Here is a 13,813-nt window from a genome sequence, read left to right as displayed (position 1 = left end):
CAACAGATTTGAGAGCTACTTCGACGTGGTGCCTGCCAATCTCTCCGATATGAAGAAGCCAGCGCCCAGCAAGCCGAGGAACAGCGGCAGCGTCTGCAGGTAGGCTGCTGCATAGTGGCGAGCCGTGTCGTTGCCACCATCCGCGCTATGGAAGAACGCCAGGCCTGCCAGCGCCACTCCCACAGCGCCGGCGATCTGCTGTAACGCGGACAGCAGGCCAGCGGCTACTCCAGCGTCGGACATGGGGACATCATGCAGCGTTGCATTTGAAAGCTGCGGGCCGCTCAGTCCCATTCCCAAGCCCATGCCGAACTGGCCCAAAAGCAGCACCCAGTGCAAAAGATGACCATCGTGAACGGACACGGCGGTCACGCAGAGGCTGCTTGCCGTGACCACCACGCCGACCATTAGCACCCGGACGCCAAGACGGCGGTATAGCAGCGGTCCCAGCAAAGTGAGGCCGACCATGGCGCCAAGTGCGATCGGCGCGCTTGCATACGCCATCTGCGAGGCCGACAAACCGAAGCCCGTTTGCATGACAAAGGTCATGACCAGCAAATACCCCGGTACGACCGGATTAATGCACAAGGTGCATAGCAATCCCAAGGCGACCTTTCTTCGTTTCAATAGCGCGGGGCTGAGGAGGGCGTCGCGGTGAACGGCGTCACGCCAGCGCAGGTAGTGCCCGGTGCCCCAGGCCACCGGCACGGCTGTGGCCAACAGCAGAACCAGCGCCGGCGGCCAACCGCGTGCAGGCCCTTCTATCAGGGGAACCAGAATGGCGAACGATACGAGAATTGACAGCAAGGCGCCACCCAAGTCGATCGGCACGGCGTTCACGCCACGTCCGCGCGGCAACAGCATGGCCCCAGCAATGAGGCTGAACACACCGATCGGCAAATTTATCAGGAAGGTCAGCCGCCAGCCAAGGTCAAACCAGTTGGCGTCGATCAGCAAGCCGCCGACGATCGGGCCTAACGCGGCCGAAAAACCACCCAAAAATCCAAATACCGTGTAGACCTTATAGCGTTGGTCCGGCGGGTACATTACCTGCACCAAAGCCATAACCTGCGGGACCATCAGAGCCGCGCTAGCGCCCTGGAGCAGACGTGCAATCTGGAGCGCTATGGCAGTGGGTGCGAAGCCGCAGGCCAGTGAGGTGACTGTGAACAGCGCTATCCCGATCAGGAACATGCGACGGTAACCGTGACTGTCACCCAGACGGCCTCCGACGATCAGCAGCACCGCAAAGGCGATAGCGTAGCCGGCCACGATCCACTCCAGCGCGGCACTACCGGCGCCGATCGTTGAGCCGATCGAGGGTATGGCAACGTTGACGATCGTGGTGTCGAGCAAGTCCATGACAAAGGCCAGAGCGACAGCCACCAGTGCCATTGTGCGACGGCGGGGCGAAAATGCGGAAGCGGCGTGGAAAGCGGTTCCTTCCGTGCTCATTACGGCTTCATTCATTTTGAGTCTTTCTCCTTGATTGGTCTGGAGCCGCGATGCGTGTATCCACATATGGCGGGGCGATGACCATCAGTGCGGATCGTGCCGTCGGCTGAAGCGGGCGCGACCTCGACGCGGCTTGACGTTGAAGCTCTCGATAGACGAGCCGTCGAAGGTCAGCAGCAGATTGGCGTCGGAAGGAGGCGACTACGTTTCCGAAGGTCAGCTTGTTGTTCAAGTTCGTACCCGATAAGCGCAATCGCGCTCATTGGGTACGTACAGTGGTCGCCGTCGAACCGGCAGCCGAGGTAACGGTTCGACGGGGCTTGCGAACGTAGAGGATTACCTAGTGCCGCCAATCAAGCCGTCGGCGAAGGCGCGCAAATCCTGCACGAACAGCTCGGGCTCCTCCCATGCACCAAAATGTCCGCCGCGAGGCGCCTCGGTCCAGTGCACCACGTTGAACCAGCGCTCACCCCAGGCACGCGGCGCCGGCAGGATGTCTTTCGGGAAGACAATCACGCCTACCGGTACGGCACCCCGCTCGGGCGGCATACGCATCCCCGGGTCGCTGAACACCTCGGCGTAGAGCCGCATTGACGAGCCGATCGTTTCGGTCACCCAATAGAGGGTGAGGTTAGCGCACAGGCCGTCGAGTCCGTAGGCCTGTTCGATGTCGCCGTCACTCCAAGCCCGGAACTTCTCGACGACCCACGCTGCGAGCCCAGCCGGGCTGTCGTTGAGACCGTAGCTCAGCGTCTGTGGCTTGGTGCCTTGGATCATGACATAGGCGCCTTCGGCGAACTGCCAGCCCTGTGCCTGGCCCAAAAAGGCCTGCTCCTCGGGCGTGGGATCCTGCGGCGGCGGATAATTCGAGTGCACGTTGCTGATGTGAACGCCGAGAAGTCGGTCCGCGTGCTGGCGCCGCATCCGGTCGACGACAAGTGAGCCCCAGTCGCTCCCGTGGGCCAGGAACCGCTCATAGCCGAGCTCGCCCATGAGCGCAGCGAACAATGCAGCGATGCGGGTGCCGTTCATGCCGGGTTCCGATGGCCGGTCGGAGAAGCCGTAGCCTGGCAGCGCGGGCGCCACCACGTGAAAGCCCGCTGCGGTCAGCCGTGGGATGACGTCGAGATATTCGAAGATCGAGCTCGGCCAACCGTTGAGTAGAAGCAAGGGCACGGCGTTTGGCATCTCGGAACGGGCATGAACCAGGTGCAAGCCGACGCCGTCGACCGTCGTGTAGAACTGCGGCAGCGCGTTCAGGCGCGCCTCGGCCGCACGCCAGTCGAAACGCTCGGTCCAATGATCGCACAGACGCTGAAGGAAGCTGAGTTCCGTGCCCTGGCGCCAATTCTGCCCCTCGACCTGATCGGGCCAGCGCGTGCGGTTAAGTCGTGCGCGAAGGTCATCGAGTACGTCATCGGGTACGGTGGTTTGAAATGGTTGCATTAGTTGATCTCCTTGTCCCTATTCGGGCTCTTCGTTGCGTCCCGTGTTCAAGCAGAGGCGTGGCCTCCATCGATGGGATGTGTGCAAGGTAGCGCGACATAGGGACAGATTCTGTCACCATGAAACCACGCGCTGAGCTTGCCAACCAATGGGTACTGGAAGGGCCCTTCGTAAACGACAAGAGGTCGGTTCCTTGCGCGTACCTCCCCGATTGGGTGCTCCGGGATTCTCGACGATTTTGCTTGCGAATTGGCCTTCTGAAATCAGGAATCGCACCTTTCACCTGAAACGAAAGGAGCGAACTATGACTTCAGGGGAAATGGTAATTGGCGAAATGGACGTCAGGACGATTTGGATCGCGCGTTACCGCCAGGGATTCCTGGAAGGCCTCACGGCGCAAGGCTATGCGCGCTGCACCCTGCGCACCTATGAGCGGATCGTCGCGCAATTCTGTGCGGAGGTCGAGAAGCGAGGCCTCAGCGCCGGGAAACTCGACGCGGCGGCAGTGGAGGCCCTTCGGCAAGCCGTGCTGGCGGAGGCCAATGGAAGCGCGCACACCTACGCCAAGTTTTGCCTCAACCGGTTCATCGGTCACCTTGTCGATGCAGGCGTGGCCAGCCTGCCGAACAGCCCGCCACGGAGCCAACTGCTCTGGATCGCCTGCGCGAGGAATACGACAGCTATCTGCGCCAGCAACGTGCGTTGAGCGAGGCAACAATCTATCACTGCCTGCGCTTCCTAGAACGGTTCATGGCCTTTCGCTTCGGGGAAGCGCTCGGCGACCTGAACGAAATCACCCCTAAGGACATCGTGGGATTCCTCGGCCAGCTCAAGGTCGGCTCGCGACCCTACCGCGACAAGACGCCACCAACGCATCTTCGCAACCTGTTCAAGTTCCCTGATCTGGAGCGGCAAGACGACGCGCAACCTGGCCAACAGCATTCCGCGCATGGCGCAGGTGCAGCCGGCGAACTTGCCCCGCCACGTTCGACCGGACCAGGTCCAACGTTTGGTCGAAGCGGTCCGCACCAACGATCCGGTAGGTCGCCGCACTACGCCATGCTGTTGCTGATGGCTCGCCTTGGGCTGCGGTCGCCCGAGGTAATCGCGATCCGGCTCGACGATGTTGACTGGCGAGCGGGCGAAATCCTGATCCGCGGCAAAGGGCGGCTGCACGATCGTATGCCGCTGCCGCCGGATGTCGGAGAGGCCATCGTCGAATACATCAGAAACGGACGTCATGGGGAGTCGCGGGTTCTGTTTGTCTCTAGCAAGATCCCGCACCGGCCGTTCGAAGATGCCCAGATCCTGAATACCGTCCTGCGCAACGCCTTCGAAAAGACCGGTTTGAAGCCGCCGCAAAAATACGTCGGCTCCCATTTACTCCGCCACAGCCTTGCCACCGACATGCTTCGCAATGGAGCCTCTCTCGATGAAATCGGGGACGTTCTGCGGCATCGCTCCCGCATGACGACCACGATCTACGCCAAGCACGACATCGAAGCCTTGCGATCGATCGCGCAGGCTTGGCCGGTTGCGGGAGGCGCCCGATGAGTTCGCTCACTGATCGCCTCGAACAGTATCTCGCCATACGGCGCAGCCTTGGCGCTGATTTGTCCTTCCACGAACGTGTGATGCGCCGCTTCACCGAGTTTGGCGACGCCGAGGCCACAGACCACATCACTACCGATCTGTTCCTGCGATGGAAGGAGCACTTCGGATCGGCTAACAACAACACTTGGTCGCGCCGACTCGGCATGGTGCGTGGCTTTGCGAACTGGCTTCAGGGCGTCGACCCGCGCACTGAAGTTCCGCCGGCCGGCCTGATCTGCGGAAAGAAGTGGCGATCGCGGCCCTACATCTACACTTCTGACCAGATTGCCGCGATCATGGCAGAAGCCGCGCGGCTTCCCTCCTCCTACGGATTGCGCGGGTGGACCTGTTCTACGCTGTTTGGGTTGATCGCGGTCACGGGATTACGCGTCAGCGAGGCGATCGGGCTCGACGAGGGGGATGTCGATCTCGGTGCCGCGGTGCTTACCGTGCGGCGCGGAAAGAACGGCAAGTCACGTTTTGTCCCGATAGCGACTTGCGCCGCTGACCGGCTACGCGCTTACAGCGCCGAGCGGGACCGCATCCCTCGCACCGGCTCCACAGCGTTCTTCCGCTTTGAGGGCGGCGAACGGCCAACCGATTGTGGTGCGCGCTATAACTTCGCCCAGGTATCGCAGCGCATTGGCCTTCGCGAGCCACAGGACTTTACCCGCCACGGGCGCGGTCCGCGCATTCACGATCTCCGGCACACCTTTGCTGTCCGCACGCTGATCGATTGGTACCGAAAGGGCCTTGATCCCGACCGCGAGATGGTCAAGCTCAGCACCTATCTGGGGCACGCCAACCCCGAGCACACCTACTGGTACATTGAAGCAGTGCCGGAGCTCCTACAACTGGCTGCCGACCGCGCGGAACGGTCCATTTTGGAGCCGGGTGCAAAATGAAGACTTATCCGCTCCCCATCTATGTACAGCGCTTCTTCACGGAACGTCTTGCGACTCAGCTTCACGCCAGCCCTAACACGATCGCAAGCTACCGTGACACGTTCCGTTTGCTGCTCAAGTACGCCGCCGACCAGATCAAGCGGGAGCCGACGGATCTCCAGGTCGCCGATCTCGACGCGGATCTCGTTGGCAGCTTCCTGAGTTCAATCGAGACCGCCCGGGGAAACGGCGCGCGCAGCCGCAACACGCGCCTGTCAGCGATCCGGTCGTTCTTCAAGTATGTTGCCGTCAACGAACCGCAGCTTTTGCATCATTGTCAGCGTGTCCTTGCGATGCCGTCAAAGCGGCACGAGAAACGGACGATCGATTATCTGACACGGACGGAAATCGAAGCGCTCATCGCCGCGCCTGACCCTTCGGGCTGGAGTGGCCGACGCGATCAAACCCTCCTTTTGCTCGCTCTGCAGACGGGCCTTCGGGTGTCGGAGCTGATCAATTTAAACTGCGGTGATGTCGTACTTGGAACCGGTGCACACGTCCGATGTCTGGGCAAGGGACGGAAGAAGCGAGCAACCCCACTCAGGAAAGACTGTGCCAAGATGCTCCGGGCTTGGCTTTCGGAGCGAGTCGGCGCCGATACAGAGGTCCTGTTCGCGAGCAACCGCGGAGATCGCCTGAGCCGCGATGCCGTGGAAGAGGCCGATGGCGACGGTGCGCCAAAAACGTGTTGGGCTAAGCCGCGGGCGCGACGGGGGTTCTATGGGTATTGAATGGTACCCATCCAAGGAAAAGGCATCGTCGGGCGGTGTTGACGCGGCGGTTGCGGAGCGCGGAGAGACGAAAGCAGCGCGGATCCGGGTTCGATAAGGGCTACGATTGACGCTGTAGCCTTCCGGGAGCAACTGGCGGACAGGACGGCACACACCTTGGCGGGGCCGGCCCGGTTTGCCGGCCGAACGGCGCGATGCGGCGACGATGAAAGCAGTGTGGTTCTTTCATGACGTATCCCAGCATTGCGAGGGTCCGCTGACGCCGTCGAAGGTTTCGATGGTGATCATCTGCCCTTGACGACAGGCCGGGCATTGCCTGAGGGAACGCCCGGTGAGTTCCTCGTAACGGTCACGGTACTCCTTCGGAGCTTGGCTCTCTGATGGCTCGGGAACCGGCATGCCGAGCAGGTCGCGACAGTGGGCAAGCTTCTGTTGGCGGTAGCGATTGCCGAGGAAACCGTAATAGCGGATGCGATGGAAGCCCTCGGGCAGGACGTGTAACAGAAAGCGGCGGATGAATTCGTCGGCGGAGACGGTCATGACCTTTTGCCGATCGCCGTGCCGATAATCCTTCCAGCGGAAACGCACCGCGCCATCCTTGATATCGACGAGGCGGTTGTTGGAGATGGCGACGCGGTGCGTATAACGGCCGACGTAATCGAGCACCTGTTCGGGCCCGGCGAAGGGCGGCTTGGCAAAGACCACCCACTCGGCCTTTCGCAGCGGCGCCAGATAGCGCCGGAAGGCGTTGCGCTCGTTGAGGCGCTGCAAGTCGGAGAAGAACTGCAGCTTGCCGCCGTCCAAGGCTTTCTCCAGGTGCTGCAGAAACAAGCGTCGGAACAGGCGAGAGAGCACGCGGACCGGCAGGAAGAAGCCGGGCTTGCAGGCGATCCATCGCGTGCCGTCCGGCGAAAACCCGCCACCCGGGACGACGCAGTGCAGGTGCGGATGGTGCAGCAAATTTTGCCCCCAGCTGTGCAGCACGGCGAAGAAGCCGATCTCGGCGCCGAGATGCTTGGGGTCGGCGGCGATGGTGCGCAGCGTCTCGCCGGTGGCGAAAGAGCAGGCCGTAGACGAGCGCCTTGTTCTGATGGGCGATCGCGGCAATGGTCTCCGGCAGTGTGAAGACGACGTGGAAGTACTGTGTGTCGACCAGCTCGGCGCGACGATCCTCCAGCCATTGCGCACGGGCCAGCGATTGGCAGCGGGGACAATGCCTGTCGCGGCAGCTGTTGAAGGCGATGCGCCGGTGACCGCATTGATCGCACGCTTCGACGTGCCCGCCGAGCGCGGCGGTGCGGCACAGTTAGATCGCCGTCATGACACGGCGCTGCGCGGTCGACAGCGATGTGTGCTGGGCACGATAGGCCTCGCCGTAGCGACGGAATATGTCCGCCACTTCCGGCCCCGAACGGGGCATCGGCGCGAGCTCAGAAGTACTCAGGCTTGGCGGGCGGCGGCAAGGGGGGCGCTGGACGTGGCAAGAGCTCGAAGGGGCTCGAGGTGGCGCAGACCTTGTTGGTGGCGATGCGCAGAGTAATGGGCGGTGGTCGCGAGGCTGCGGTGACCGAGCAGCAGCTGAATGGTGCGCACGTCGGCACCGGCCTCCAGGAGATGGACGGCGAAGGCGTGCCGCAAACTGTGCGGCGTCACCGGTTTGGACAAGCGGCAGAGGTTGTGCGCTTTCGCGCAGGCTTGCCCCACTGCATCCCTGGTGATCGGCTGGCCGGCGCGATCTCCGGGGAAGAGCCATTCCTTCGGCCGCCGCATCCTCCAATAATCGCGCAGGATCTCCAGGAGCTTGGGCGACAACATCACATAGCGGTCCTTCTGACCTTTGCCCTGCTCGACACGGACGACCATTCTCTGGCTGTCGATGTCCGTGGGCTTCAGGTGCACCGCTTCCGAAATGCGCAGGCCGGCGGCATAGCACGTCGTCAGGATGGCGTGATGTTTGAGATCGAGCACGCAGCCGAGAAAGTGCTGCACTTCCTCCGGACTGAGGATGATCGGCAGTTTCTGTGGTTTCTTGGGAAACGGCAGGACCTCTTCAGGCGCCCAGTCCCTCTCGAGGGTCACATTGAAGAGAAAGCGCAGCGCCGAAATGGCGATGTGGATCGAGCCCGGCGCCAGCTTCTTCTCGTTGGCCAGATAGACCTGATAGGTCCGGACGTCCTCGCGGCCGAGCAAGTCCGGCGACTTGCCGAAGTGTCGTGCGAACAGCGACACCTGTTGCAGATACGAGAGCTGGGTATTGGGCGAGAAATTGCGCACCTGCATGTCCTCGCTCATGCGCTGGCGAAGTGGGGTCATGATGAGCTCCTGTGCGCGATGGAATGGCTGAAAACAGCCATCGCATCCTCGCGCAGTTGGGGCTCCTACTGAATACATGACCTCCTTGCCGCTCCGGCGTAGCGGAGCGGGTTAGTCCAATGGGTCTTATGCCGATGTCGGCATAAGACGCACTGGACAGCGGCCGAGAGCCGCGTCGGCCGCGACCTGTCGCGCTATGCCAAGGATAAGAGCGAACGGGCCCGCGAAGAACTGATTGCCGAGCTCGGCAGTTGCTTTCTGTGTGCTGACCTCGGGATTGTCCCCGAAGTTGAGCCGAGGCCCGATCACGCTTCGTACCTTCAGTCCTGGTTGAAGGTGCTGGCCGACGACAAGCGGGCGATCTTCCAGGCGGCTGCCCATGCGCAGCGCGGTACGGCATTTCTACACGGACTACAGCCGGAGGCGGCCAACATTCGAGACGCTGCTTGAGCGCTTGAAGCTTCAAATCAACTTACAGTCGGTCGCCGCTCTCGGTGGTGGCCGGCTCTGTCGACGTGTCAGTGGGAGCCAGATCTTCCGTAGTGCTCAGGTCCAACTTTCCCCAGATCGACGGCTTGGGAGCGGAAGACTTCAGCTTCCGGGACTTCTTGATTTCGACGATAAACGGTTTCGTTTGCTTTGCCATAAATCCTCCAGGCGATGATTCGCGGGGCAACTCTATCGCGGGGAGTTCGTCTCGCAAGCGGACCTTGGTCGGACGTCATTCGAGGAATGTGCATATCTTAGTCGTAGCTATGAAAGATTGCCGACCCAGCTGGTGCCGTTCGCTGGGATTTCCGGGTGCGGGCCGCCATTGCCATATCCCTTTCCCTTGACAACAGGGCTCCATTCGCGGGCTCGATGGGGCATGTCTGGCCGGAGAGCGGCTACGCCTCGCTCGTATTCCCGCAACGGCGCTCCGAAACTTTCATCCCCTGCCGGAACCCACCCCACTCGACAGGTCGAGCGGGGCCCCAGGTCGCCGTCATTCCTCGCGAACAAGAAAGCCTCTCCACGCCGCCCTTCACGATGTTTCGGCCCTACGGGTGCGGTTCGATCGTCCCCGGCCTTTGCGACTGCCATCGAGATCCTATGAGTAAGGGCGGCGATCTGTTCTGATCTGATTGACATCAACGCCGTTGCGGAAGGGAGCAGGATGGTGTCGCAAGCTGGTATTCCTCAAAGGGAACTCGGGGCGATCTTTGCCTCGATCGAACTGAGCAAAAAGACGTGGCTACTAACGTCAATGTCACCGGGCGCCGGTGAGAAGCTATCTCGCCACATTGTCGCCGGAGGCGACATCGCTGCTCTATTTGCACAACTCAATGTATTGCGCCGAAAGACACACGACCGAACCGGCCGTGATTACCCATTTGTGATCATAGAGGAGGCCGGCCTCGACGGATTTTGGGTACACCGATCACTAATATCGGAAGGTTACGAGAGCCATGTCGTTGATGCCGCCTCTATCGCCACATCACGCCGCAAACGGCGGGTGAAGACTGATAGGTTAGACGGCGAGAGTTTGATCCGCGCGCTGCTTGCATTCAAACGGGGAGAGCCGCGGGTTTGCTCGATGTTGCGCGTGCCGACCCCCAATGAAGAAGATCGCCGTCGCATCGTCCGGGAGCGGAAAGTTCTGATGGAAGAGCGGATCCGACACAGCAATCGTATCAAGGGGCTGCTCTTCTCACAGGGCATCACCGGCTACGATCCCCTGCGGCGGGATCGACATGAGCAGCTGGAGACCCTTCGTACGGGCGATGGGCGGGTTCTGCCGCTACATATGAAGCGGCAAGTTCTGCGCGAGCTGGCCCGCATGGGGCTGCTGATTGAGAAGATCAAGGATGTCGAGGCAGAGCGCGACGACATGCTTGCCGACGAACGGCAATCTGCTCGCGAAGTGGCTTTGCTGTCGAAGGTCATCGGCATTGGGCCTGAGTTTGCTGCGGTCCTTTGGGGTGAAGGCTTGTTCCGACGCTTCGACAACCGGCGGCAAGTCGCCGCGTACGCGGGGCTCGCGCCAACGCCTTGGCAAAGCGGATCCATCGATCGGGAACAGGGCATCGGCAAGTCCGGGAATCCTCGGCTTCGATCGACCCTATTGGAGATGGCCTGGCTTTGGTTAAGGCACCAGCCCGCATCAACGCTCAGTCGTTGGTTCAATGAGCGGGTCGCGCAAAATGGTGGCCGCTTCAAGAAGGTGATGATCACGGCACTAGCGCGGAAGTTGGTTGTGGCGTTGTGGAAGTACGCCAGCGCCGGTGTCGTAATCGAGGGCGCCGTGATGAGAGCATGACCCTTTAAGCCCATACAGTTCGGCACGGGCCTGATCAGCCTCGCCGGAACCGGGTGGACGACCGAATTGCGGCCTGGCTTGAAACGCCGTCATCGAGAATGGTCTCGTCCTCCTGAGCCCTAGCCGCCGAAGGCGGGATTGTGGTGCGGCCGTTGGAACGGCGACCGGATATGAGGTTGATACGTGCTGGGCGCGGATCAGGAAACGGGCTCAGACCATAGGTTCAAAAGGCGAACTCCGATCCGCCACCAGTGCCAGCTCATGGTTGGAAGACCGTTGTCCAGCATCGTTCTCGCGAGACGGTGTCCGGAAGCGGCCCCTTGCGACCTCTCTTCAGGCGGGTCTGACGCCAATCTGTCCTGATCCTGCAACGGCTTCGGCGAACTTCTTCCCCTGCGGCTTCGCCGCATTCCTCGCGAGGCAACAAGTCCGCCTTCCGCCGTCCTGCGCTAGCGCTGCGGTCCCGTTGGAATGCAGTCGGTCAGATCGGCGCCTCGCGACCGCTATCGAGGCCGCAAGGGGCGGCTTCGGCAACCCAGTCAGGAGAACGACAATGGCTACCATCGGAACCTTCCAAAAATCCGCCAACGACTTCAGCGGCGAGATCGTCACTCTTTCCCTCCAGACCAAAAACGTCCGTATCGTATCCGATACGCGCTCCAGCGGCGAAAACGCTCCCAGTCACCGCGTTTTCATCGGCCGCATCGAAATCGGAGCCGCCTGGTCCAAGCAGTCCAATGAGGGACGCAACTACCTCGGTCTCAAACTCGACGATCCTAGCTTTACCGCTCCGCTCTACGCCAATCTGGTCGAAGACGAGGATGGCAAGGCCTTCAGCCTCATCTGGTCTCGGCCGAACCGCCGCTCTGGCGACTGACCGCTCTCGATGTGACGCCCCGCAACTGGGGCGTCACGAAAACCTCCCACCGCCGCTCGAAACAGCAGCTTGACGAGTGGCTCCTCATATGAGGCCGCAATGGAGCGGCCCGAAACAGCGAAAAGGAATACGACAATGGCTACCATCGGCACTTTCACCTCTACCGAAGACGGCTTCACCGGCACCATCAAGACACTCAACCTCAACGTCAAGGCTCGCATCAACCGCGTCGAAAACCCTTCTGACAAGGGCCCGCACTTCCGGATCTACGCAGCAGGAGCCGTTGAAATTGGCGCCGCCTGGCAGAAGCACTCGGAGCAGACGGGCCGCGATTACCTCTCGGTCAAGCTCGATGACCCGAGCTTCCCCGCTTCCATCTACGCAACTCTGACGGAAGTCGAAGGCGAAAAGGAACTCCAGCTGATCTGGTCCCGCCAGAACAAAGACTGAGGATCCAAGCCCCGCCCGAAAGGGCGGGGCCATAAGCTCTCCGAAAATCTAAAGCCGGATCAAGCTTCGAGCCTGGTCCGGCCTTTTTTGCTGCCACACGAGAGGGAGGGATAGCTGCTCAGAAACCGGAGCGTGCCGCTCGCGCATGACGGCCTCAAGGATGAGCGGTTTCCCCAATTTTCTCCAGCCGCCTAGGCACCTTCCGAAAATCGGCTCCCCCACTCCCCGGCCCTGCCGGTCGCTGTCGCGATCCCTGACCCCGCCATCCTCTCCCGGCCGCTGACGTCGTCTTTCACACTCAAGGAGATCAGACGATGACCTACGACATTGAAATCGAGATCGAGGAACTGCGGGCCGAACTTCGTAACGCTTGCGACGCTGGCGAGCGTCGGCAGATCGAGATAGAACTGGATGTCGCTCAGGCGGAGCTTGCGGCGGCCGTCGCCCTGCAAAACGAGACCGTCGATCGGGAGCCTCCATACTGAGGAGCGACCGACGCGGCTGCGTGTTCGTCGACTGTCGCGGTTCTCCTGTGATCCCATTTCATCGACATCAGGGATGGTGCGTCTCGAGCGTCGTGCCGCAACCTGATGCCGTCAGAATTTCCCCCGCCTTCGGCTTCCTCGCGAGCCAGAATTCAGCCGTCCTCAGGTCCTCCGCTTCGCTGCGGTCGTTCCGATGCAGCACTCCTTCCCGATCCGCATCTCATCCCCGCGATGAAACGCAATCATTGGAGATCCATCATGCAACAGCTCGCAAAATACCTCACCGCCACCGGCCGCCGTCTGCGCACTCTCGGCAAGGTCATCGGTCACTTCTTCCGGAAAGGAAAGCTCGGCTTGCAGCTCGCGATCAAGATCCCGTTCTTCATCGACATCGAGGTCAACTTCGAGTCCGACTGGAACAGGCGCCGGTAAGGCGCCACCGACCCGCTGCGGCGGGTCGGTCTCTCAACACCAGGGCTCGCGCCTACCTGACCACGTTCGTGCCAGACCCTCTGAGACCAACCGATCGCCGAGGCTTCGTCCATCCCGGACGAGAACCCGAAGCTTGCGGCCGTAACGATCCGTATCACGGCCTAGCCAGGCTTGAAGTTGGAATGGCCCCTCGTTCACGAGCTCGATCAACCGTTCTGTCGCCTTGTCGCCAAGGGCCAGTTCCGACGCGCATTTCGGCGTGCTGATCTCCGGGGCGTCGATATCGGCAACCCTCACCTTCTGGCCGTTAATCCACAGCGTATCACCGTCGACGACACAGTTGTAACGGGCGCCGGACGTACATTTCGGGTACTTTGCTGGTTGACCGGACTGTGCGGCTTCAACGTACGGGACAGAGGATATAGCCCCTAGTAGAACAGCGGCCGAGATGGCGCCTGTCAGAAATGATTTCACGTGATTGCCCCAAGCTCGATGACGGTAGATGAAGCGCAACTATCAGATTCGCGCGTTGCTGCCGATCTCGCTCGATAGCCGCGGGCGCGCTTCTGTCGGGTCAGATCCAGGAAGAGGGCAACCGCATCCTTCTCCCGCTCGAAGTGGTGGATCAATGTCTGGCCCTTGCTGCCGATCCGTCCCCATCGCCGGGTGAGGCAAAGTTCGCCGAAGAGATTGGAGTCGATCGACATGGCATAGTAGCGTGCCATGTTCTTGGCGCGGTCTTTGCGTTCGACATAGAGCTGGTAGGGCTGTGCGATCATGACCGAGAA

14 protein-coding genes and 3 pseudogenes are annotated in these 13,813 nt (G+C 61.3%); 10 read left to right on the top strand and 7 right to left on the bottom strand.

The features are described 5' to 3' along the window. Positions 1-15: 15 nt before the first annotated feature. On the bottom strand, positions 16-1,470 hold the full coding sequence (locus BSG20_RS30410) for an MFS transporter (RefSeq protein ID WP_072381408.1): 1,455 nt from the start codon (positions 1,468-1,470) through the stop codon (positions 16-18). Between the two features lie 321 nt (positions 1,471-1,791). Beyond that, positions 1,792-2,901, bottom strand: coding sequence for an epoxide hydrolase family protein (locus BSG20_RS30405; RefSeq protein WP_072381410.1), 1,110 nt, complete (start codon positions 2,899-2,901; stop codon positions 1,792-1,794). Between the two features lie 304 nt (positions 2,902-3,205). On the opposite strand from BSG20_RS30405, the gene BSG20_RS30400 reads away from it, so the two are divergent. From BSG20_RS30400 to BSG20_RS30385, 4 genes are read left to right on the top strand one after another with little or no spacing between them, the layout of a single operon-like run. Beyond that, positions 3,206-3,607 (top strand): hypothetical protein, encoded by a 402-nt coding sequence (locus BSG20_RS30400; protein WP_143147555.1) that lies wholly within the window; start codon positions 3,206-3,208, stop codon positions 3,605-3,607. Then, a complete protein-coding gene (locus BSG20_RS30395) occupies positions 3,604-4,455 on the top strand; it encodes a tyrosine-type recombinase/integrase (protein WP_083540033.1) in 852 nt (283 codons plus the stop codon). Before BSG20_RS30400 ends, BSG20_RS30395 begins: the two co-directional genes overlap by 4 nt. Then, entirely contained in the window at positions 4,452-5,399 is a 948-nt protein-coding gene (locus BSG20_RS30390; RefSeq protein WP_072381414.1) for a tyrosine-type recombinase/integrase, read from the top strand. The genes BSG20_RS30395 and BSG20_RS30390 overlap by 4 nt, the downstream gene beginning before the upstream one ends. Continuing rightward, on the top strand, positions 5,396-6,169 hold the full coding sequence (locus BSG20_RS30385; RefSeq protein WP_072381416.1) for a tyrosine-type recombinase/integrase: 774 nt from the start codon (positions 5,396-5,398) through the stop codon (positions 6,167-6,169). Before BSG20_RS30390 ends, BSG20_RS30385 begins: the two co-directional genes overlap by 4 nt. A gap of 225 nt (positions 6,170-6,394) precedes the next feature. On the opposite strand, the pseudogene BSG20_RS30380 reads toward BSG20_RS30385, so the two are convergent. Next, a pseudogene (locus BSG20_RS30380) lies at positions 6,395-7,589 on the bottom strand (IS91 family transposase). Between the two features lie 10 nt (positions 7,590-7,599). Next, a pseudogene (locus BSG20_RS30375) lies at positions 7,600-8,482 on the bottom strand (tyrosine-type recombinase/integrase). A 147-nt stretch (positions 8,483-8,629) separates the two neighbouring features. Between BSG20_RS30375 and BSG20_RS30370 the strand changes: the two are divergent. Then, positions 8,630-8,932: pseudogene (locus BSG20_RS30370) on the top strand (zincin-like metallopeptidase domain-containing protein); the annotation flags it as partial. A gap of 22 nt (positions 8,933-8,954) precedes the next feature. Here BSG20_RS30370 and BSG20_RS36765 read toward each other — a convergent pair. Beyond that, entirely contained in the window at positions 8,955-9,128 is a 174-nt protein-coding gene (locus tag BSG20_RS36765; RefSeq protein WP_167371631.1) for a hypothetical protein, read from the bottom strand. A gap of 510 nt (positions 9,129-9,638) precedes the next feature. Here BSG20_RS36765 and BSG20_RS30360 point away from each other — a divergent pair. The 5 genes from BSG20_RS30360 (at position 9,639) to BSG20_RS36755 (ending at position 13,025) form a co-directional block, all read left to right on the top strand. Beyond that, positions 9,639-10,781, top strand: coding sequence for an IS110 family RNA-guided transposase (locus tag BSG20_RS30360; protein WP_072381418.1), 1,143 nt, complete (start codon positions 9,639-9,641; stop codon positions 10,779-10,781). Between the two features lie 553 nt (positions 10,782-11,334). Continuing rightward, positions 11,335-11,658, top strand: coding sequence for a DUF736 domain-containing protein (locus tag BSG20_RS30355; protein ID WP_072381420.1), 324 nt, complete (start codon positions 11,335-11,337; stop codon positions 11,656-11,658). A gap of 135 nt (positions 11,659-11,793) precedes the next feature. Then, on the top strand, positions 11,794-12,108 hold the full coding sequence (locus BSG20_RS30350) for a DUF736 domain-containing protein (protein ID WP_072381430.1): 315 nt from the start codon (positions 11,794-11,796) through the stop codon (positions 12,106-12,108). 314 nt (positions 12,109-12,422) lie between these two features. Then, a complete protein-coding gene (locus tag BSG20_RS36760) occupies positions 12,423-12,593 on the top strand; it encodes a hypothetical protein (protein ID WP_167371632.1) in 171 nt (56 codons plus the stop codon). A 258-nt stretch (positions 12,594-12,851) separates the two neighbouring features. Further along, positions 12,852-13,025 carry a hypothetical protein gene (locus BSG20_RS36755; RefSeq protein ID WP_167371633.1) on the top strand — a complete coding sequence of 58 codons (174 nt, stop codon included), beginning with the start codon at positions 12,852-12,854 and terminating at the stop codon, positions 13,023-13,025. Positions 13,026-13,058: 33 nt separating this feature from the next. Here BSG20_RS36755 and BSG20_RS39010 read toward each other — a convergent pair whose 3' ends face one another. Both BSG20_RS39010 and BSG20_RS30340 read right to left on the bottom strand, forming a co-directional pair. Next, positions 13,059-13,322: a thermonuclease family protein gene (locus tag BSG20_RS39010; protein ID WP_420884137.1), complete on the bottom strand. Its 264-nt coding sequence runs from the start codon at positions 13,320-13,322 to the stop codon at positions 13,059-13,061. A 173-nt stretch (positions 13,323-13,495) separates the two neighbouring features. Next, entirely contained in the window at positions 13,496-13,804 is a 309-nt protein-coding gene (locus BSG20_RS30340; RefSeq protein ID WP_072381432.1) for a WGR domain-containing protein, read from the bottom strand. Positions 13,805-13,813 lie beyond the last annotated feature (9 nt).

The sequence above is a fragment of the Rhizobium tibeticum genome (assembly GCF_900110205.1).
Classification (GTDB): Bacteria; Pseudomonadota; Alphaproteobacteria; order Rhizobiales; family Rhizobiaceae; genus Rhizobium; species Rhizobium tibeticum.
Note: the sequence above shows the minus strand (reverse complement) of the source record. Positions and strands in the feature narration are given on the sequence as shown.